This is a genomic window from Acidobacteriota bacterium, assembly GCA_016716435.1.
Taxonomy (GTDB): domain Bacteria; phylum Acidobacteriota; class Blastocatellia; order Pyrinomonadales; family Pyrinomonadaceae; genus OLB17.
In genome coordinates this window covers 933,039-954,826 of the sequence record JADJWI010000008.1, presented here as the reverse complement: position 1 = coordinate 954,826, position 21,788 = coordinate 933,039, and the positions used below count along the sequence as shown (strand labels likewise).

The following is a 21,788-nucleotide window of genomic DNA, read 5'->3' as shown; positions in this document are numbered from 1 at the left end:
TATTTGCGAAATGAAACTTGCGATATTTCGGCGGCTTAGCGGCAAATGGATACAGCCGGTCTGAAGTTTGGACGAAGTCAATGAAGCGACCCAGAGTTTTACATTTACTTGGAAGTTTCGAAATAGGAGGAACCGAGGTTCAGGCAGTTCGATTGCTTCGCTCCCTTTCAACTCAACGAGATCTTTGCACGAGCGTCGGCGCCATTAGTGGGGCCGGGCCGCTTCGAACAGTCATCGAGGATGCCGGTTACAGAACGGTCGCGGAATTCCCCTTAACAAGTTTCCGCGACGCAAATTTTATCAAGCAATCGTTCAGCCTGGCGGGCTACCTGAAACGGAATGCAATCGACCTATTGCACACTCACGATTTCTATTCAAATATTCTAGGGATGGCATCGGCCAGACTGGCAAATACCCGATGCCGGCTTGCATCGAAACGAGCAACCTGGAGCAAGACGGGAGCCCAACTCCTGGTTGAGCGGCAGGCGTTTCGATTCGCTCATAAAATAGTTGCGAACTCGGACGCAGTCAGAGAGTTTTTGATTGAGGGCGGGGTACCGGGAGCAAAGATCGCAACGATCTACAACGGACTGGACCCGAGTCGGTTTGTAGAGAGGCGAGTAGACGACAGGCACGAATGGCAGGATAAACTTGGCCTCGATGTCGACCCAGAGGCAAGACTTGTCACGATCGTCGCAAATATGCGAAGTGACGTGAAGAATCACGAGATGTTCCTTCGCTCGGCAAAGCTGATAGGTGCCGAAGAAAACACGGCCATTTTTGTACTGGTCGGAGAGGGCGAACTTGAGGCAGAGTTTAGGCAAATGGCCGGAGAACTGGGCATTGGTGGGCGATGCAGGTTCCTTGGGGGCCGTTCGGATGTTCGTGAAATCCTTTCCGTATCGGACGTTGGCGTACTTTGCTCGCGGTCAGAAGGGTTTGCGAATGCGATACTCGAATACATGGCGGCAGGGTTGCCGGTGGTGGCGACGGACGTGGGCGGAGCACGTGAGGCGGTGGAACACGAACGAACCGGATTTGTGATTCCCGCAAGCGATGTGACGGCTCTAGCCTCATCGGTACTAGCACTTTTGAACGATGCGGAAATGTCAACGGCAATGGGCGAACGGGGACGGGCGATTGCGGCTGAGCGATTTTCCGAAAGTGCACAGCTTGAGGCGGTCATATCACTCTACGATTCACTGCTAAATGGATGACCCGACAGATGTAATACCCAGATAAAGCAACCCATCCGTGAACACCCCCCTCGACAAAACCAAACCAATCCGAGTTCTGCTCGTTGCTCCGGCGTTACCTATCGTCGGCGGGCAAACTGTGCAGGCAGAACGGCTTCTGCGTCGGCTTTCTGCGGTCCCGGGGCTTGAGGTTGCACTCCAACCCATCAATCCGCAATTTTTGCCGAGGCTGCAAAAGATCAAGTATGTACGAACGCTCATCACTATTCCGAAATACGTTATCGATCTTCTCTTTCGGGTCCGTTCATTTGATGTGATTCATATCTTTTCAGCGTCCTATTCCTCATTCGTGATCAGCCCGACGCCGGCCCTGCTGGTTGCGAAACTCTTTCGCAAGCCGACGATCCTGAACTACCGCAGCGGCGAGGCCGAAGACCATCTGCGGCGTTGGAAAAGCGCGATCAGGACGGCGAGCCAATTCGATGAGATCGTAGTTCCCTCCGGATACCTCGTGGATGTCTTCGCAAAATTTGGCCTCAACGCACATTCAATTTTCAATTTCGTCGATACCGACCGGTTTTCGTTTCGACGGCGTGACCCGCTCAGGCCGGTCTTTCTCTCGAATCGCAATTTTGAGGCACATTACAATGTCCAATGCACTCTCCATGCTTTCAAGCAGATCCAGGGACAAATGCCCGAAGCAAGCCTTCTGGTCGTCGGTGACGGGCCTTTGAGGGCGGAACTTCGCGATCTGGCGTCGCGGTTGGAATTGCGGAATGTCGAGTTTCGAGGTTCGGTCTCGCCAGATCAGATGCCATCGGTGTATGACGAGGCGGATATTTACCTGAACGCTTCGAGCATCGACAATATGCCAAACTCGGTAATTGAGGCCTTCTCCGCCGGGCTTCCAGTCGTTACGACCAATGCCGGGGGTATCCCGTACATTGTTGAGCACGAGAGAACGGGCCTAATGTCAGCGGTCAATGATCCGGAAAGCCTCGCACAAAATGCCTTACGCTTGTTTCGTGAGCCTGATCTTGCGGAACGGCTTATTTCCGCGGCTCGGGACGAGGTCAAGCGATATACATGGGAAAGGGTCGCGGACGAGTGGGTCGAGCTTTACCGGTCGATGGTGAAGCCGGGATGATGCGACACTTGAGAAAACTCAAGGGCAAAGGGCTGACCGAATTGAGAGAGCGGACGGTCACGGCCATCTACGGCGTTTTGGAAGCGGCCGGTTTTGACGCCGTAACCGGGCGGCTGCCGGACGGCCTGAGCATCCGGGAAGGAGTTGGGGACATTCTGGCGCCCGCCGCCTTTGGCCCGGACGAGAGCGTAGAGGAGCTCAAACAGGCGAAGGACCAATCGGAATCGATCATTCGGTCAGCGGATCGAATCTTGGAGGGCAAATTCGATCTGCTCGGGTACGAGGGGCTCGACTTTGGCAAGCCGCTTCCCGATTGGCATTTCGACCCGGTCTCGGGCAAGCGGTCGCCGCGGGTCCATTGGTTGCGGATCAACGAGATAAACGCTGACGAGACCGGGGATAAGAAGGTCATCTGGGAGCTAAACCGACATCAGTATTTTATAACGCTCGGCCAGGCGTATTTGATAACCGCGGACCCAAAGTACGCCGAGGCGGTTTGGAACCATTTCGATTCATGGTGCCGGGAGAACCCAGCAAAGACGGGGGTTAACTGGCTCTCGAGCCTGGAGCTCGCGTTTCGGGCCATATCGTGGATCCGTGCCTTTTACCTGCTAGATGGATCGGGAATCTTTACAACCGAGCGGTCCGAACAGTTGGCCCGGATGCTATTTATTCACGCCCGGCACATTGAGCGGTTTCTCTCAACATATTTTGCACCGAACACGCACCTGACCGGCGAGGCGATAGGGCTCTACTACATCGGGACGTTTCTCAATGCCGGCAAGCACTCGAAGCGATGGCGGGAGCTCGGCTACCGCATTCTCTGCGAACAGGCGGAAAAGCACATCCGCGAAGACGGAAGCTATGTTGAGCAGGCGAGCCACTATGCCCGCTATACGGCGGATATCTATTCGGACCTTGTGCTGATCCGGCGGCGCGAGGGACTTGATGTTCCGGGGGAAATGATCGAACGTCTTTCGGCACTCAAGCAGTATCTTGAGGCCCTGATCCGGCCGGACGGAACATTCATCATTTTCGGTGATGACGATGGCGGCCGCTACTTCCCTTCGGACCCGCCCGAGATCGACCACATAGGCCCGACGCTCGCACGAATGTCGGCCGCAACGGGGATACCGGTAAGCGACGGACCGCTTAACGGTGAGAATGTGCTTCCGTCGCTGATCTGGTCGCTCTCAAAGGCGGAGAGAGAGGCGGTCAAGGAAATGACGCGTACAGAGCCGACAATGGGCTTATCGGCCTTTCGCTCTGGCGGGCTCTTTGCCTACCGGCCGCCGGGCGGGGCCGAGCATTTTCTTTTCCACGCCGGGCCGCACGGCTTTCTGAACTGCGGACACGCCCACGCCGATGCAATTTCGTTCGAGCTACCATTGGCGGCCATCGGGTGTTCATAGATTCGGGAACATACGTTTACACCACCGATCTTGAAACGCGGAACCTGTTGCGTTCGGGCTTAGCGCATAATTGCCTCACCGTCGATGGCCGGTCCCTATCTGAGCCCGACGGGCCATTCTCCTGGAAATCGGCCGTAAATGCCCGTTTACTCGCTGCGGAAGCCGCTAACGGTGAGTTTAAGATCAGCGCAGCGACGGATGGGTTTGTCCGGCTCGGGGTGGAACATTGCCGAACGGCAATACTTACACCGGGCGAGGGATTGGTTCTCACGGATACGATCGCAACGGACGAGCGGCACGAGATCACGCTCAGTTTTGTTCTAGCCCCCGATATTGAGGCAAGGTTAAGCGGCGACAAGATCTGCTTGTCATCAAGAGCGGAACCGAATAGCCTGATGGTTTGCGGCGAAACCCGAGCGAAGGAGAACGGCAACGTGATCTCGTCAAGCTGGGAGATAGATGATGCAGCCATCTCGCCAATTTATGGTAAGTTGGTGCCTACAAAGATCATCAGATCACGTGTGGTGGCAGCCGGCGAGGTCGAGATCGTAACCACATTCCGCTGGTAAAATGGCCGAGGGCGGCGGGAATATTAAGCATTATGGTTCTGGTAAACGACGAAAACTCTCCAAAATATGACGAACGGCCGTGGGGCAGCTTTACCGTTCTTGATGAAGGCGAGGGCTTTAAGGTCAAACGGATCGAGGTCCTGCCCGGCAAGCGGCTCAGCTATCAGAGACATGCACAGCGGTCGGAGCATTGGTTCGTCGTCGCCGGCACGGCTAAGGTAACACTCGACGGAAGCGATACCCTCGTCACGGCCGGCGAAGCGGTGGATATCGAGGTCGGGACGGCACATCGGGTCGAAAACCCCGGAGATGAACATTTGGTCTTCATCGAAGTCCAGCAGGGCCCCTATCTAGGCGAGGACGACATTGTGCGACTGGAGGACGATTTTGGGCGGGCGGCATAGATACGCAAGCCAGTTCACATCGCTTAAATGTGCGGCATTAACGGCATAATCTATTCGCGTAGTTCGGGACGAACGGCCGACGGATCGGTCTTGGCCCGGATGCGCGACGTTCAGGCCCATCGCGGACCGGACGAAGAAGGCCTTTTCGTCTCGGGGCGAGCGGGCCTCGGACACCGTCGACTTTCGATAGTTGACCTAAAGACAGGCCAACAGCCGATGTTCAGCGACGACCGCTCGCTCGTCATTGTCTATAACGGCGAGGTCTATAACCACCTTGAGCTAAGGCCGGAACTTGAACGCCTCGGCTTCACCTTTCGCACAACATCCGACACAGAGACGATACTCAAAGCCTATGAAGCGTATGGGCCAGCCTCGATCGAAAAGTTCCGGGGAATGTTCGCATTTGCGATCTGGGACGCGGAGGGAGAAGAGCTTTTTATTGCCCGCGACCGGCTTGGGGTCAAGCCGTTATATTATGTGCACAGCGAGGACGGCAGCCTTTTTTTCGCCTCGGAGATCAAGGCATTGCTCGAAGCGGGTGCGGTACGGCCGGAACTTGAATACCGCTCGCTAACGGACTATCTAGCAAACCACGGCAACTCGGGCGAGCTGACGCTCTTTAGAGGGGCGAAAAGGCTTTTGCCCGGCCACACTCTGACGCTGAAGAACGGGCGGGTCGAGACGAGAAAATACTGGGACGTCACGTTCGAACGAAACGAAGACGAGAACATATCCGACCGCGAATGGGTGGAACGATGGTCGGAACTCTTTCACGACTCGGTACGACTCAGGCTGATGTCCGACGTTCCGCTTGGGATGTTTCTTTCGGGCGGGATCGATTCGAGCGCTATCGCGGCGGCAATGGCGAAAATGGTGGAGACGCGGATCAAGACCTTTTCGGTCGGGTTTGCCGAACGCGAGGCCAACGAGCTGAGATACGCGAGGATGGTCGCCGAACGTTTCACCACGGACCACCACGAAGTGGTCGTTACGCCGGAGCAGTTCTTTGAGGCATTACCGGAGCTGGTCTGGCACGAGGATGAGCCGCTGGCCCATCCTTCGAGCGTGGCGCTTTATTTTGTTTCAAAGCTCGCAGCGAAGCACGTAAAGGTAGTGCTGACGGGCGAAGGCAGCGACGAGAGCCTTGCCGGCTACCCGCGATACAAGAGAACGCTGGCGAACCTTCGGCTCGGAAAGCTCTACAACGGGCTGTTGCCGGGAGCGGCAAGACGCCTTCTGGCCAGCGGGGTCGAGGCCTTGCCACTGCGGTCAAAGATCAGGCATAAGCTCCGCAAGAGCTTTGTCACGGTAGAACCGACGATCGATTCGATGTATTTCGACAACTTTGCGGTCTTTCCACGCACGATGCAGGACAGCCTTCTGACGCCGGCGACCCGCGAACGCCTGAACGGTTCGGCGGACCCCTATGCAGAAATGTCGCGGCTATTTGATTCGTTGGAGACCGGCAGCCTGCTCGACCGAATGCTCTATGCGGATACAAAGACCTACCTGCACGAGTTGCTGATGAAGCAGGACCAGATGTCGATGGCGGCCTCGATCGAGAGCCGGGTCCCCTTTCTGGACCATAAACTGATCGAATTTACGGCCGCGATGCCGACGAGGATGAAGCTCCGCGGACGGACGACGAAATATGTGCTCAGAAAGGCGATGGAAGGCACGCTTCCGGATGAGATACTGAGCCGAGGCAAGATGGGCTTTCCGGTACCGGTCGGAAAATGGTTCCGCGGCAAATTTCGAAGCGTAGTTGACGAATATGTTCTTTCGGAAAGAGCACTCGCCAGAGGCATTTTTGACGCTAAGCAGGTCAAGCAGCTGGTTGAAAGGCATATGCAGGGCGAAAACCATGACGAACGGCTCTGGGCCCTGCTAAACCTTGAGATCTGGCACCGGCGTTTTGTAGACACAGACACCAGAACCGCATAGCGGAGACCCTAGATCGGCGAAGGCACGATTCAAACTTGTGAAGATACTATGGCTAAAAACCGAGCTTCTGCACCCGGTCGATAAGGGCGGGCGGATACGGACCTATCAAATGCTCCGCGAGCTGAAGAAGGAGCATGAGATCACGTATCTGACGCTCGACGATGGAACGGCGGCCGCGGACGCCCGGGAACTTGCCGCAGAATACTGCAGCGAACTGATAACGGTCCCCCACCAGGTTGCGCCAAAATTCAGCCCGCGATTCTACGGCGAACTTGCCGGAAACCTCTTTTCGAAGCTTCCCTACTTTATTGCAAAATACCGCTCGCCGGCAATGCAACAAGCGATCGAAACAACGGTTGCCGACGGGCGTCATGACATATTGGTATGTGACTTTCTCCACCCGGCGATCAACTTACCACAAAAAAGCATCGGCATCCCGACTCTGCTCTTTCAACACAACGTCGAAGCGATGATCTGGCGACGGCATTATGAGGTCGCAGAAAGCATGCCGAAGAAAGCCTACCTAAAATCGCAATGGGAACGGGCAAGAAGATTCGAGCGGCAGGCCTGCAGGCGGTTTGACACGGTGGTAGCAGTTTCAAAGGAAGACGGCGAGGTATTTCGCAGCGAATACGGCCATAAGCGCGTCAAGGAGATCGGCACCGGAGTTGATACCGAATATTTCACGCCGGTCAACGGAGACCGGACCACAAAACCTAACATCGTCTTTACGGGGTCGATGGACTGGCTGCCGAACAGCGATGCCGTAATGTGGTTCACGAAGGAGATATTTCCGAGGATCAAGCAGGAGATACCGGAGGCAACCTTTACGGTGGTCGGCCGCGACCCTTTTCCGGAGATACTTGAGCTGGCAAAAAGGGATCCATCAATAAAGGTCACCGGCCGGGTCGATGACGTACGCCCATATATGCGAGAGGCTGCCGTTTTCGTAGTGCCGATCCGGATAGGCGGCGGCACCCGGCTGAAGATCTTTGAAGCAATGGCAATGGGCCTTCCGGTGGTCTCAACAACCATCGGAGCCGAAGGACTCCCGGTAACCGACGGCAAAGACATCCTGCTCCGCGATGACCCACCAACATTTAGCCAAGCAATAGTTTCGCTTTTTGTTGATCTAGAATACGCCGCCGGGTTATCCGAATCGGGTTCGAATATCGTCCGACGGAGATTTGCATGGCACAGGATCGCGAAACAATTTTCCGATATAGCGGACAACACCTTGACGGTCGGGAAGGCCAAAACGGCCCATCAAGTTGCGGCCTTTGAACCGAAGGCCACGGCAGGAAAGAGCTTTCATTCGGCGTAGCGAACGGTTAGCCATGTTAGTTCCTAACAGTTTCGCACGCGGCCGAAAGCCGAAGAATCAGAAGCAGCATGCTCAAACAGCTATCGACTTTAGGAAGTATCAAATGGATCACCTTGGTCCTTATGGTCATTTTCCTTGCATTGTGTCTCGGGACAAGCCTGACGAAGCGACCATGGAGCGATGAGGGGTGGTTCGCGGCGGCAGGATATAACTTGGCATTCAATGGCAAACCGGGAACATTGGTGATCGAGCCGCGGGGTTACCGCGAGGGACTTGACAGATATACCTATTGGACAGCTCCGCTCTATTACCCGCTTCAAGCTGCGTGGTATCGGGTTTTCGGCTTCAGCCTGCTTTCCATGCGTTCGCTTTCGACAATGTTTGGACTTTTGCTGGTCCTTTCCGTTTTTATTATATCCCGCAAGCTCTTCATGGATGATTCTATTGCGATATTGACCGCAGCTCTACTCTCGTTTGACTATGTCGTGGTCATGGGCTCGTCATTTGGGAGAATGGATATTATTTGTTCCGCGTTTGGATGGTCGGCGATCGCGGCATATTTTCTACTCAGAGAAAGAAATTTATTTTTGGCGCTGCTGGTCGGGCAAACCTTAGTTGTTTTGTCGGGTTTGACCCATTTTCTAGGTGTTCTTTATTTTCTCGCGCTTTGGATAGTTGCAGCCTATTTTGACCGGTCACGTTTATCGGCAAGAGATGTGGTTCTTTCGTTCATTCCCTACCTGATCGGCGGTCTTGCATGGGGTGCCTATATACTGCAGGAACCCGCACTTTTTATGTCGCAATTTGGGGGCAACGCCGCCGATGGGGGACGACTGAAGCTATTGGCGGATCCAATATCGGCAATTTACAAAGAGCTAACATTACGGTATGCGGTTGCGTACGGCCTTGGGCCAAACTCACTTGGATCGACCGGGCCGATCTGGTTAAAAAGCAGTGTTCTAGTTCTCTATCTTGTCTCGCTGATCACGGTACTAGCTTTTAAGGAACTGCGGCGTCACAGCGGTGTCAGGATCTGCCTAGTCCTACTATCAGTTTTCTTTGTCGTGCTCACAATACTCGACGGGCAAAAACTTAGCTATTACTTGCTGAATATTATTCCGCTGTACTCGATCATAACCGCAGTCTCCGCTGTCCATTTGTACCGGGCGTCGCGAACTCTGAAGATCATCGTGCCGATGATGATTGCCGGAGTCCTTTTTTTGCAGCTTGGAGGGCTTTTGTACAAAATGAGGTCGAACGCTTATGCCGATCAGTTCGCGGCCGCTGCAACGTTTTTAAGCGCGAGATCGAAGGCCGGTGATGTAACAGCCGCGAGTGCGGAGATGGCCTTCGCGCTAGGATTTGACGGCCAGGTCGTTGACGATCACTGGCTTGGTTTCGAACGCAACAGGCGATTTCGATTTTTTGTACTGGAAGAGGTCTATTTGGACGCTCTTGATGGCAAACGGCAACAAATGCCGGAGGTATACCACCATGTAGTTGATACCCTAAATCGTGATTATGAGCTAGTTTACGACCAAGCCCATTATAAGATCTACCAACTCAAGGCTCGGGCGGAATAGCTAGCCCACGGTCAGACCGCTTGCGAAATCGTACGATCGGAGAGTTCTCCCTTTTATGCATAAGAGTTACCTCAAGCTGATACAAGCACTAGTCCTAGTTCTGCTCGTGGCGCCGATATGGGTTCCCGAAGTGCCGCCGTTGGTTGACCTACCGAATCACGCAGCCCGGATCAATATCCTTGCAAACTATGAAGGCAACGAGTTTTATCAGAGGAATTTTGAGCTTGTCCTGGAGCCGATACCGAATGTTGCATTGGACATCTTGGCCGTTCCACTGACGAAGGTATTCGGAATTTGGACGACGCTCAAGATCTTTCTTACCATTGTCGCATTGACATTCTTTCTAGGCTGCCAGTTGATAGCAATGGCGGCACATGGCCGAACGACGACCTTGACGGCATTCGCCGCGCCTTTTCTCTTGTATGGAGGAACATTTTTCTACGGCTATTTGAACTACGTATTGAGCGTTTCGCTATTCCTGGTCTGCTTTGGGCTATGGATGCGGTGGAGGGATGAACTATCTGTTCTCCGCTATGCGACACTGGCGGTTTTAACAATTCTGGTCTATCTCTCGCACCTGTCATCGTTTGCGTTTTTGGCCTTGGCGTTGATCCTATACAACACATTCGAAGCGTGGGAATCTGGATCAAGGACACGTTCTATTTCGAACTGGATACGCGACGGAGCCCTATTCCTGTTGCCGTCGATCGCGTTCGTTACCTTCCTGAGCGGCTCCGGCAGCGTCGGAGGCCTCGAATGGGCCGGTTTCTCGAAGAAGCTTATCCTTGCGATATCGCCGCTAATCAGCTACGACTACTTGATCGATGGCATCTGTTATGGCATCTTTGCGGCAATTGCGATCATCGCTGTTGCGAGAGGAACTGTGTCCGTTCATAGAGCGCTTCTGGCGATCTCGGGTATTTTCTTTCTCCTGTTCATCCCTGCTCCAAACCTCCTTTTTACTGCAGGCGATGCAGATGCGCGAATCATTCTTCCTGCTTTCTGTTTGTTTTTCCTGTCGCTTGACGTTCAGGTTCTGAATCGGCCGTTCGTTCCTATTCTGATATTATTCTTATCGGTTTTCGGGATCCGCCAAGGCACCGTAGCCTATAGGTGGGATTCGATGAGCGATCTGCTGATAGCGGAGTCCCGAATATTTGAATCGGTCCCTCGCAAAAGCTTCGTTCTTGACATTTACGGCGAGGAATTCATGGAACAGACAAGTAAAACCGAACGTTCGCTTATCATGGCGATAGCCCTAGCAAGCATAGACCGGGACATTATCTGGCCCGGACTCTTTGCTATACGCGGACAACATCCACTCGCTTTCAGAAATTTGCCTGATCGCCGGGGTGCTAACGAGATATTACCATCAGACAGGGCTCATACTTTAAACAATTATAGATACGTTTGGGTGTTCAAACCTTCAACCCGTGCTTTGAGCGAATTCGAAAACCAAGGTGTGGTAATTGGTCGGACCGAGCACTCCGTTGTTGTTGCTCTTTCAGATCGGTAAGCGGGAGAACTATGCGAATTAGCGTTTTTGGACTTGGATATGTGGGGGCGGTCTCGGTTCTTTTCTCAGGCCGCGGAATTACAGCATCGTTAGCGTCGGTCTACATTCGACTTACTTTTATTCGGATAGGCGGGTTAAGATTTTTCATCATGGAATCAGGAAATGCACTTATAGACATTGGTTGTGTCCTCGACGGTAAACTCTGATTCTTGGTTTTGTTTATGAAGTTACCTGCGCGTTCTTTCCACAAATCACCCGGCATCATATGTTCAATGCCTCGCGGGGGGCTTGAGATCACTGGCAAACTGCCGACAACGCTAGAATATGGAACCCCTCGGACATCGACGATTCGCGCTTTTTTTGATCTTAACTATTTTTGTCGTTTGGTTCAGCGGCTTCATTCAGCGCGAGATAAAAGTGTTTGATCCAACCAAAAGCGACAAACACATTGATTTTGCTGTTTATTATACAGCGGGCCTAGTGGCTAGCAGCCAATCCGATAGACGCCTCTATTCGTTAACAAAAGATGGACAAGCGGATGACAGAGGTACCGGGCCGAAAGGCAATCCACAGCTTATGCCGCCGGACCCACTTTCGACGTACGCGGGCTTCGACAATATTTCGAGATCGAGCTTGCAATATCTCTATCCGCCGCCATTCGCGGTATTGATGATTCCAGTTACGTATTTACCATACAATACTGCTTCGATGGTATGGCACTTTGCTTTGACCTTATTTCTCTTTTGCGGAATCTTCTTCACCTTTTCCATTTTTGTATCAAGAAATTCCGAACGCTTCATTTTAGCGGCCCTCGCAGTTGCATTCTTTGAATTTACTCTTCCGATGCAGGATCTCCTTATGGTCGGAAATGTCGGTTCTTTGATGCTGTTGCTCTGTGCGTTCTGCTCCGCGACACTGAAACGATCGCCACTTTTCAGCGCGTTTGCGCTCGCTCTTGCAACGTCTATTAAACTGACCCCGATCGTGGTTTTGCCAGTGATGTTGATCGGTCGGCAATGGAAATGGTGTATCACATACTCGACCTCTCTTGTTTTGCTTCTTTTGGGTAGTATCTCGGTTGTGGGGCTGGAAAATCACTATGAGTTCTTTCTCAAAATAGTGCCGGGAATGTCGCAGGGGGTTCCGGTCTCCACCAATGCGTCCTTCTCAAGTGTTATATACTCCCTGCTGTCTGGAATATCCCTTTCTACAGCGGACTATCCCGAAAAAGTGGACGGTTCCTTTTTCGGATATGCGACAATTGTTTTCAAGATTTTAGCATTTGCTACCTATTCTTCGGTGCTCATCGTAGTTGCGCGAAAACGACAATTTACCGAGATTGGTTCGGTAGTCGCGGTGATTACAAGCCTGTTGTGGACTCTGCCGTTTTCGCCTGTAAGTTGGCGACATGCATATGTGCTCGCTTTTCTTCCGATAATTTGTGCTTGGATGTTAGCGTACCGAGAGAAGTGGGACACGGTCCGTACCATGATTCTCGCCGTTGGGAGCATTCTTTTGCTTAGTATTTTGCCGCAATACGCGGCCGCGGCAACAGATTCGTTTATTCTTGACCTTATCGCAACGGTCTCTTTGCCCTTTGGTGCGTTGCTTTTGATGGTGCTTCTGTTGGAATCTTACCGGAAAATTCAAACTGGTGAGAATGACGCCCACAATGTGCGTCGTGACGGGCAGTGTTGATCGAGCCGATCGCAATCGTTTCCATAAGGATGAGACATTGCATCGATTATTAGAAAGCAGCATGGTAGAAACGCCTGCGTTGACGGCCTGAAACGCCAGTGTGTTTGTTGATTCAGAGTTGTTAGATTAATGATGATAAGCGTTTTTGGACTAGGGTACGTTGGGGCGGTTTCGGCGGCGTGTTTGGCGGCGGAGGGGCACTATGTTATCGGAGTTGATGTGAACCCGACCAAGGTCGAACATATCAACAAGGGCCTTTCGCCGATAGTGGAGGATGGCATAGCGGAGATGACGGCAAAGGCCGTCGGGGAAGGGCGGCTGCGAGCGACCGCGGATACGGCTGAGGCGGTGGCGGGCACAGATATTTCGCTGGTCTGCGTCGGCACGCCCTCAAACGACAACGGCTCGCTGAAGCTGGACTACGTTGAACGCGTTAGCGAACAGATCGGTGCCGCGATCGCCATGAAGGACGGCCGCCACCTAGTGGTGATGCGGAGCACGATGCTGCCGGGTACGATCGAAACAGTGGTCAGGCCGGCTTTGGAGCGAACGTCCGGAAAAACAGCGGGAGTTGGGTTCGACCTATGCGTCAATCCCGAATTTTTGCGCGAAGGCAGCTCGATAAAGGACTTCTATGCTCCGCCCTTTACCTTGATCGGTGCTGACCGGCCCGAGGCGGCCGAGCAGCTAACGGAGCTTTATCGGATGATAGACGCTCCGATACACATCACATCGGTCAAGGCAGCCGAAATGGTAAAATATGCCTGCAATTGTTTTCACGGGCTGAAGGTCGCATTTGCGAACGAGATCGGGAATATCTGCAAGGAATCCGGCATTGACAGCCACGAGGTAATGGACGTTTTTGTAAAGGACACAAAGCTGAATCTTTCGCCCTATTACCTGAAGCCCGGATTTGCATTCGGCGGCTCGTGCCTGCCAAAGGACCTGAGGGCACTGACATACAAGGCACGCCAACTGGACGTGCCAGTGCCGGTACTTGAAGCGACGATTGAAAGCAACCTCCTGCAGATCGAGCGGGCGGTTACGATGATAACCAAGACCGGCAAGAAAAAGATCGGATTTCTCGGCTTTGCTTTTAAGGCGGGTACGGACGACCTTCGCGAATCGCCGGTGGTTGCCGTGATCGAAAGAATGATCGGCAAGGGCTACGACGTGCGGCTCTACGACAAAGAGGTCTCGCTTGCACGGCTGGTCGGGGCAAACAAGCAATACATCGAACAGGAGATACCGCACATCTCACGCCTGATGGCCGAAACGGCCGCAGAGGTGATCGAACACGCAGAGGTTATCGTGATCGGCAACAAGAGCGAAGAATTCACAGGCTTGGCCGACACTCCGTCGGCGGGCAAGACGACGATCATCGACCTTGTGAGAATATTTGGCGACCGCCAAACCGGCCCAAACTACCAAGGAATATGCTGGTAAGCGACGGGAAGTGCGGACAAGTGGACCCGGCTCGAGCGGGACGCCCGAAGCGTTGGTCAAGAGGTTACTTTTCGCTATGAATCTGTGGAAGATCGGGCTCGCGGCAATGGTGGCCTTTGTGGTATGGATACCAACGGCGTGGCTTCTTGGGCGATACCTGGTGGTTTCGCAGCCGGTCGAGAATCCGGATGCGATAGTCGTGCTGGCCGGAAGTGCCGAATACGAGGAAAGGAACCTGGAAGCCGCCCGACTCTACAGGGAAGGAGCAGCCCCGCGGATCATATTGACAAATGACGGAATGAAGGGCGGTTGGAACAATGAGCTAGGGCGAAACCCCTATTTCGTAGAAAAAGCCCGATGGCTGCTAATCGCAAACGGAGTTCCCGAGGCGGCAATAGAAGAAATTCCGGAACCTATCCGTGACCGGGGCGAGATCGGTACCGAAGTAGAGGCCAAAAAGGTACTGGCATTTTGCCGCGACAAAGGTTACGGGCGGCTGCTGATCGTTACCTCACCCTATCACACCCGCCGAGCCCTGATCACCTATCTGTCAATCACCGACGCGTATAGCGAACGCAGATCGATCGGTATAGTGCATCCATCGGTGTCGGGCCTTGATGTGCCGAACGTCGGTTGGTGGCTTAGGCCGATGAACTGGCGAATAGTTATCAGTGAGTACATGAAGATGGCTTTCGCTGAGGAAGGGTAATGTATTTTCTGATCTGCCTTTCGAACGAATGCTTCCGAAGTTGTAGCTTTACGGAGAACGAGAACCCCGGTGCTTTATCACTTACCGGTAGGATTCTTAGCAAATACAATAAAGGGAGCTGCGGATTGAATCGGCTTCCCCGCCCCGCCGCCCCAACCCCCCCCCAGCACCCACCCCCCCCCCAGACCGAGGTACCGCGATAGGAAACGGCCGCAAAGATCCCCAAACTCCCCAAGAAGCCGAGCCTAACATAAGGAAAAGTTGGCCGCCATCACGCAAAATGCGTGCAAATTCAGCAATCGCCTGTTCATTATTCATGAACATTATCGCCCCCCTACAGACAACAACATCAAACCGAGAATCGGCAAACGGTAAAAGGTCGCCGCTACCACGGAGAAAAGCAACCCTATCTCCAAGCCCTTCATCTTCATAGAGCCGGCGGCCAACCTGTCCGGTTTCAGGAACGTAGTCGAGACCGCATCCAAACGCACCGTTTGCAATGAAGGGTAGCATCTCCTGACCAGCTCCACACCCGATGTCCGCGACCCGACGGACAGGTGCCGCGTTAGCCAATGAAAGGAATGCTTGATAGCGCGAATCGTTCTTCTTGAAGAGCTCCCACTCCGCGGCAAGATATGAATCATAACCGCTGAACTTGTCCCGGTTAAAGCTCTGGAAATCATCTGCTTTGGTAACCGGTTTTACGTAGGTATTTTCTTGCCGTTCTTTCTCCCTGATAAGCTTTCCTCCCTCGGCGAAGCGGTCAACCGCAGGCGATCGTTCGTGGCTCGTTGAATGCCGAACGGAACCACCGAAATTCTAACTTACGAGCAAAGGATACCGCAAGAAGCATGTCGTCTAATGGAAAACAATACCCTACTTACGGCGAGTTAGAGTGGAATCAGTTTGCTGAGGCAGGCAGGTTGGCATAGCTAAGAGCCGCCAGCGGAGTATCGCCGATGGAACCATAGCGAAGTGTAGAGTAGCCCTCGGTGCTTTTCTGAAAATACCAGAGACCGGTGGCGGGGCGGAAAACGGCGAGATCGGCCTTGCCATCGCCGTCGTAGTCGGCGGGAACAGGCAGGTCGGCGGCAGTCCCAAACTGGAATACGGTCATATGGCCGGTCGATTGATCGAACCGGTACCAGGTTCCGTTCGAAGGACGAAACACCGCAATATCGGTACGCCCATCGCCGCTGAAATCGGCAGGCGTTATCACGTCACCCCCGATACCGAACTTGAATGCGGCGAAACCGGCGGATGAACGCAGCAGGTACCAGACACCGGTGGATGGACGAAACACGGCAAGGTCCGCACGGCCATCGCCATCGTAATCGCCGAGGGCGGGCCGGTCCCCCGCGACGCCGAACTGCGAAGCAACAAACTGGCCGTCAGTGCTATTGGCGCGATACCAAGTGCCATCAGACGGGCGCCAGACGGCAAACTCGGCCCGTCCGTCGCCATCATAATCGGACGGAACGGGAAGATCACCGACACTCCCAAAGTAACTTACGGAAAGAGACCAGCTAGAGCTATTGAGCACGTACCAGATGTTGTTTTCGGGACGAAAGACGGCGATATCGGCCTTGCCATCGCCATCGAAATCAGCCGGAGTGACCTTGTCGGTAGAAATGCCGAAGTTAACACCTGTGCTGCCATCACGGCTGCGATTCAGATACCAAACACCATCGGACGGCCTAAAAAGTGATACATCGGCCCTGCCGTCACCATCAAAGTCGAATGCTGTCGAACCTGTTGCGGCACAGTCGCTTCGCCGCCCGGAAACGACACAAGCGGTTCGAGAATTCAGTCCTACAATATCTGAACCTATGTCCTTATTGCCCGGTGCACGGCCCTTATACGGTGAACCGGAAGAAAGCCGATAGTCGCCGGCAGTTGGATTTGCAAACCCGATCGCCGACGTTGACGAAACATAAAAGTTGCCGGCCGGCATCCCAGATGAACTGCGCCGAACAAGGTTCGTTGAAAACGTCCACGCACCATCGACCAGTGAATTAAGGGCGGTCTCGCCCGCATTGCCGTCACAGGCAATGCGTCCGATGTCGCCGCTGTCGCCCGCGACGATGTTGTTAGTGACGCTTAGATTAGTAATGAAATCCGTCCCGCCGTCGCTGTCAATAAAACGGTTGCTGCCGGGTTTTTGGATGAACGTATTATGATCTATGTCGTAATCGTTGCCGTCTGATTGGCCTGCCACGAACAGCAACGCCCATCCTGAGCCGCCGTTGTCATCGCCTTCTGTGATGACCAGATTGTTGCGGATAGCCATATTGTCCTGAGCAACGGTTGTCGAAAAATCATCTTCAACAAGGAACGATATGCCGTTGCCGACGTTCTTGACTATGTTGTATTCAAATACGACGTTCTTGACAGTTGACCACGGAGCGGATGCCGAACCCCGGTTACTGAAATGGATGCCCCGTCCGTCCTGTGCGTCGGCCCAACTGTTCTCAAAAATGTTATTGCGTATCGTTAGCCCAATGCCCAACTTGAACTCAAGCAAGTTCTTTATATCCTTCGCACCGTCGCCTATCCACGAAAGCCGCTTAAAGAAATGGTTATGCTCTATCGTGATGTCGGTCGGCATCATTTCCTCTGCCGATGGGTCAGCCCCGCCTATCAGGATATTGATGCTTGCTCCCTCGATGAAGTTATTGGCTATCAGGACGCTGTTCGTTCCGTTGTAGCCAAGTATGCCGTGGCTCTCCGTGTCGGTTTCCCAAAAGTTATCAATGTAACTATTGATGACCTGCGAATCCTTTACATTGAGTTGAATGCCTCGACGGGTCTGCCCCGCGTCCGAGCCGCGTATCAAGCAACGGTCGATAATGATGTTGTGCGGCGTTTCGGCAAGCGTATCCTGACTCGTCCCTTCCGTCCCAAGCCGCAACAATACCTGCTGCTGTGATGTCGAATTATGCCGAAGAATGTTCAGCCCGATCAGTTTGTAATAACCAGTCGGGTTTGACCCCGATACGGTATTAATGGGCGATGTCGCCCCCGCCGCCGTCGAGCGAATCGTCGGCATATTAGAAGCATCAGCCGGAGCAACTCTATTCCCCGCCGTTGGTAAACTCCCTAAAGCCGAACTCTGAATAGTGACGTAGCCCGAACCACTCTTGTACCGGAGAACCAGGTTCTCGGTATAGGTCCGGCCCGCTTCAACAACTATCGTATCGCCGCGGTTGGCGGCATTGATGGCAGACTGGATGGTCGGGTATTGCGAGCTCGGGACATTGAGGGTGGCGGCCTCGGCGGGCGTTTGCATCACGCTTACGCATGAGATGCTACCCAAACCGATCAAAACGGACTTCAAAGTGTAGAGCCTAAGACTTGAGATCGAGAACATGAATTCCTCCGTACGGGACTGTTTAGTGCGACGGCCGCAGGGTACAGCTCAGACAAAAACCTGCCTAGCGTTCAGGGCGACGGCTCCTGGGCCAGCCGAAAAGATCTAGCAGAAATGGACAGGTTGGAGCCTATCCGCGATCTTCTGCGAAACGAAACTCTGGGCAAATTTGTGGGACGGAGACCGATGAACAGATGTTCAACAGATCAAATCTTGTGAGGGGCAGCCGATAGCAACTATCGGTCAATATGACATCCAACTGTTCAGTATTGGGAATATGGGCTGGGGAGCCCGAAACGGTTTTCCACATTTAAAGAAAACCTTGAAAGAGCCGATGATTCCAGAAAGCTTGCTTGGTGTTCAGCCGGCCTTGTAAAACGGAAGTCTAATAAACGGGAATGCGTTATGTCAATTTGACCGAACAGGAAATCGCAGGGCGAGGGGGCACCGAACGAACGGAGGCGGCAATTGTAAGCAAGAAAAGCCCGGCAAATGAATCTAACACTCGTGTAAATTTGTAAGCCGCGGCATTCCCGATACGGTTCAAATTCGGCTATAATCCGGTCAATGACCCGAGAAGTGCCACTCCCAAAAACGACAGTGCTTTTTGGCACCCGCCCGGAATTGATCAAGCTGGCCCCGGTGATCGAGGCGGCGAGGAAGAGAGGGCTCCCAACCACGACCATCTCATCAAGCCAGCACACGGATCTGCTCCGGCCTTTCCTTGATGAATTTTCTTTGAAGATCGACATCGACCTCCGGATAATGCGCCGCGGCCAGACGCCAAACGACGTAGCATCACGGGCAATCGCGAAGCTCGATACGATCCTTAAAGGCGAGAAGCCGGACATCTTGCTGGTCCAGGGCGATACGACGACCGCACTAGCGGGAGCGATCGCAGCTTTCAACCTAGGCATCAAAATCGGCCATGTCGAGGCTGGCCTACGTTCGGGCGACCCGAAAAACCCCTTCCCGGAGGAAATGAACCGGCGGTTGATCACACAGCTCGCAGACCTGCACTTTGCGGCAACCCGGCGCAACCGAGAGACGCTTATCGCAGAAGGCGTGCCGCGAGCGAACATCGCCGTTACGGGAAATCCGGTCGTCGATTCCCTGCTCAGGTTTGCGGCGACGGCCGTGCCGAACCCGAAGCTTGCCAAGCTGCTTGCCGCCACCGAATCCACAAGGCGGATCTTGCTCACCACCCACAGACGCGAGAGCTTTGGCGAGGCAATGGAAGGAAACTTAAGGGTCTTGAAAGCGTTCATCGAGACGCACAAGGACACCTCGCTCTTTTTCCCGGTCCATCCGAATCCTAATGTCCGGAGGGCAACAAAAGAGATCTTGGAAGGAGCGGATCGAATATTTTTGCTGGAACCTGCGGGCTATAGCGACTTTATAGCCCTTATCCGGTCATCGTGGCTGATAGTTTCAGACTCGGGCGGAGTCCAGGAAGAGGCTCCGAGCCTTGGTAAGCCGCTGCTGGTGATCCGCGAAAACACGGAAAGGCCGGAGGCGATAGAGGCAGGTGTTGCCCGGCTTGTCGGCCGCTCGCCGAGCTCGCTAAAGCGGCATCTGGAGGCCAACTATCGCGACGAGACGTGGATCAGATCGGTGAGACAGCGCAAGAACCCTTTTGGCGACGGCAAGTCGGCGGAAAAGATAATTGACGTGATATTGCGAAAACTTTAGTTTTCTTCGGCAAAAGTCGGACGGTGAATGCGTCAAGGAATGAAAGTTATATCCCAATGACGTCCAGATCAAATGATAAAACCCACCTTCTGACGATCCTGGTCGAAGATTATTTCCACGTCGGAGCGTTCGATTCGCTGATAAGAAAGCGGAATTGGCCCAATTTTCAAACCCGGTACGAGCAAAACACGGAAAAGGCCCTCGAGCTGCTCGACAAATCTGATACAAAAGCTACTTTCTTTGTACTCGGATGGATAGCGGAACAGAATCCCGGCCTGATCAAAGAGATCGCCCGACGCGGACACGAGGTGGCGAGCCGGGGATTTTATCATCGCGGCCTGGTGAACCTCTCACGCGACGAATTCAAGGCAGACCTTGACCGCACGACGCTAGCGATAGAATCGGCGACGGGCCAAAAGGTGCTCGGGCATCGGGCGGCCGAAAAATTAAGCTTTGCTCGGGACGCATGGGTGCTTGATGCATTGGCCGAAGAGGGAATGGCCTATGACGCCTCATTCCTGCCGGTACGAAAGGATGCTCGGGAGCTGAGAACGGCATCGGTCATCGAGACGGCCTCGGGCCCGATATGGGAATTCCCGTATTCGACTATTGACCTTTTTGCTGCCCTCGTACCGATCTCGGGCGGCAACTACATCAGGCAGATCCCATATTCGATAACGAAGCATGCGATAAGGCGATGGGACGAGGCGAAGAAAGGCCCGTTCGTCTTTTACTTTCACGTTTGGGAACTTGACCCCGAGCAGCCGCGAATCTCGGCAGCGAGCCTGAGAAACAAGCTCCGGCATTACCGGAAGCTCGACAAAATGGACTGGGTGGTTCGCGACCTGCTAACGACCCATAGGTTCGATTCGGTCGCAGGGCATCTTGGACTCGAGGGCTCGCTAGCCGCGGACCGAGGCGAAATGGAATTCAAGGGCCAAACATCCGCCATTGCCTTCGCAGATGGAGCAAAGACGCCGACAGAAACACCGGTGACGGTTGTGGTCCCGTGCTACAACGAGGTTGAGTCGCTTCCCTATCTGGCCAAAACGCTCGAGGGCGTAAGACACGAGCTTGCAGAGCGCGGCTACGAGATGCACGCGACATTCGTTGATGACAAGAGTACGGACGCGACCTACGACAAATTGGCAGAGTATTTCGGAAACGACAAGAACTTTAGGATCATCCGACACGAGAAGAACCTGGGGGTCGCCGGGGCCATAATGACCGGGATCCGTGCCTCAACGACGGAGATAGTCTGTTCGATCGATTGTGATTGCACATACGATCCATATGAGATCGCGGCGATGCTTCCATTATTCAAGAATGGGGTCGATCTGGTCACAGCCTCCCCGTACCACATTGGCGGCCGGGTGAAGAATGTTCCCGGTTGGCGATTATTTCTCTCAAGAGGAGCATCATTTCTTTACCGCAAGACATTAAAAAGTGAACTTGCGACCTATACAAGCTGTTTTCGCATATATCGCCGGTCATCGGTAGCAGACATCGAGATCAAGGAAACAGGCTTTTTGGGCGTAGCGGAGCTACTCGGGAAGCTGCATATCGAAGGTGCAACGATCGTGGAGCATCCGGCGGTGCTCGAGGTGCGACTTTTCGGCCTCTCAAAGATGAAGACCGCCAAAACGATAGCAGGGCATTTGAAGTTGCTCGCAAGACTTGCAAAAATGCGAATATTCGGGAAAACGGCTTCTATTAGACCTTCTTCGCAGGAAGAAGCCATCAAATAACCATCGACCACAAACGAAGATAAATAAAAG

16 protein-coding genes are annotated in these 21,788 nt (G+C 53.6%); 14 read left to right on the top strand and 2 right to left on the bottom strand.

What is annotated here, in order from left to right:
- Positions 1-80: 80 nt before the first annotated feature.
- From IPM21_16340 to IPM21_16285, 12 genes are all read left to right on the top strand, one after another.
- Positions 81-1,217, top strand: coding sequence for a glycosyltransferase (locus IPM21_16340; protein MBK9165442.1), 1,137 nt, complete (start codon positions 81-83; stop codon positions 1,215-1,217).
- 118 nt (positions 1,218-1,335) lie between these two features.
- On the top strand, positions 1,336-2,343 hold the full coding sequence (locus tag IPM21_16335; GenBank protein ID MBK9165441.1) for a glycosyltransferase family 4 protein: 1,008 nt from the start codon (positions 1,336-1,338) through the stop codon (positions 2,341-2,343).
- Positions 2,304-3,755 (top strand): hypothetical protein, encoded by a 1,452-nt coding sequence (locus IPM21_16330; GenBank protein MBK9165440.1) that lies wholly within the window; start codon positions 2,304-2,306, stop codon positions 3,753-3,755. Before IPM21_16335 ends, IPM21_16330 begins: the two co-directional genes overlap by 40 nt.
- Positions 3,746-4,324 carry a heparinase II/III-family protein gene (locus IPM21_16325; GenBank protein MBK9165439.1) on the top strand — a complete coding sequence of 193 codons (579 nt, stop codon included), beginning with the start codon at positions 3,746-3,748 and terminating at the stop codon, positions 4,322-4,324. The genes IPM21_16330 and IPM21_16325 overlap by 10 nt, the downstream gene beginning before the upstream one ends.
- A 32-nt stretch (positions 4,325-4,356) precedes the next feature.
- Positions 4,357-4,728 carry a phosphomannose isomerase type II C-terminal cupin domain gene (locus IPM21_16320; protein ID MBK9165438.1) on the top strand — a complete coding sequence of 124 codons (372 nt, stop codon included), beginning with the start codon at positions 4,357-4,359 and terminating at the stop codon, positions 4,726-4,728.
- 27 nt (positions 4,729-4,755) lie between these two features.
- Positions 4,756-6,672 carry an asparagine synthase (glutamine-hydrolyzing) gene (gene asnB / locus IPM21_16315; protein MBK9165437.1) on the top strand — a complete coding sequence of 639 codons (1,917 nt, stop codon included), beginning with the start codon at positions 4,756-4,758 and terminating at the stop codon, positions 6,670-6,672.
- A 37-nt stretch (positions 6,673-6,709) separates the two neighbouring features.
- Complete coding sequence (locus tag IPM21_16310) at positions 6,710-7,996, top strand: glycosyltransferase (protein ID MBK9165436.1); 1,287 nt, start codon at positions 6,710-6,712, stop codon at positions 7,994-7,996.
- 239 nt (positions 7,997-8,235) lie between these two features.
- Positions 8,236-9,579: a glycosyltransferase family 39 protein gene (locus IPM21_16305; GenBank protein ID MBK9165435.1), complete on the top strand. Its 1,344-nt coding sequence runs from the start codon at positions 8,236-8,238 to the stop codon at positions 9,577-9,579.
- A 55-nt stretch (positions 9,580-9,634) separates the two neighbouring features.
- Entirely contained in the window at positions 9,635-11,095 is a 1,461-nt protein-coding gene (locus tag IPM21_16300) for a hypothetical protein (protein ID MBK9165434.1), read from the top strand.
- Positions 11,096-11,419: 324 nt separating this feature from the next.
- Positions 11,420-12,793, top strand: coding sequence for a DUF2029 domain-containing protein (locus IPM21_16295; GenBank protein ID MBK9165433.1), 1,374 nt, complete (start codon positions 11,420-11,422; stop codon positions 12,791-12,793).
- 129 nt (positions 12,794-12,922) lie between these two features.
- Positions 12,923-14,239: a nucleotide sugar dehydrogenase gene (locus tag IPM21_16290; protein ID MBK9165432.1), complete on the top strand. Its 1,317-nt coding sequence runs from the start codon at positions 12,923-12,925 to the stop codon at positions 14,237-14,239.
- Positions 14,240-14,315: 76 nt separating this feature from the next.
- A complete protein-coding gene (locus IPM21_16285; GenBank protein ID MBK9165431.1) occupies positions 14,316-14,948 on the top strand; it encodes a YdcF family protein in 633 nt (210 codons plus the stop codon).
- A 96-nt stretch (positions 14,949-15,044) separates the two neighbouring features.
- On the opposite strand, the gene IPM21_16280 is transcribed toward IPM21_16285, so the two are convergent.
- Positions 15,045-15,521: a class I SAM-dependent methyltransferase gene (locus IPM21_16280; GenBank protein MBK9165430.1), complete on the bottom strand. Its 477-nt coding sequence runs from the start codon at positions 15,519-15,521 to the stop codon at positions 15,045-15,047.
- Between the two features lie 328 nt (positions 15,522-15,849).
- On the bottom strand, positions 15,850-18,318 hold the full coding sequence (locus tag IPM21_16275; GenBank protein MBK9165429.1) for a VCBS repeat-containing protein: 2,469 nt from the start codon (positions 18,316-18,318) through the stop codon (positions 15,850-15,852).
- 579 nt (positions 18,319-18,897) lie between these two features.
- Here IPM21_16275 and wecB point away from each other — a divergent pair.
- A complete protein-coding gene (gene wecB / locus IPM21_16270; GenBank protein MBK9165428.1) occupies positions 18,898-20,010 on the top strand; it encodes a UDP-N-acetylglucosamine 2-epimerase (non-hydrolyzing) in 1,113 nt (370 codons plus the stop codon).
- Between the two features lie 56 nt (positions 20,011-20,066).
- The gene (locus IPM21_16265; protein MBK9165427.1) at positions 20,067-21,758 is read left to right on the top strand and encodes a glycosyltransferase; all 1,692 of its coding nucleotides are present in this window, start codon (positions 20,067-20,069) and stop codon (positions 21,756-21,758) included.
- Positions 21,759-21,788: the final 30 nt, after the last annotated feature.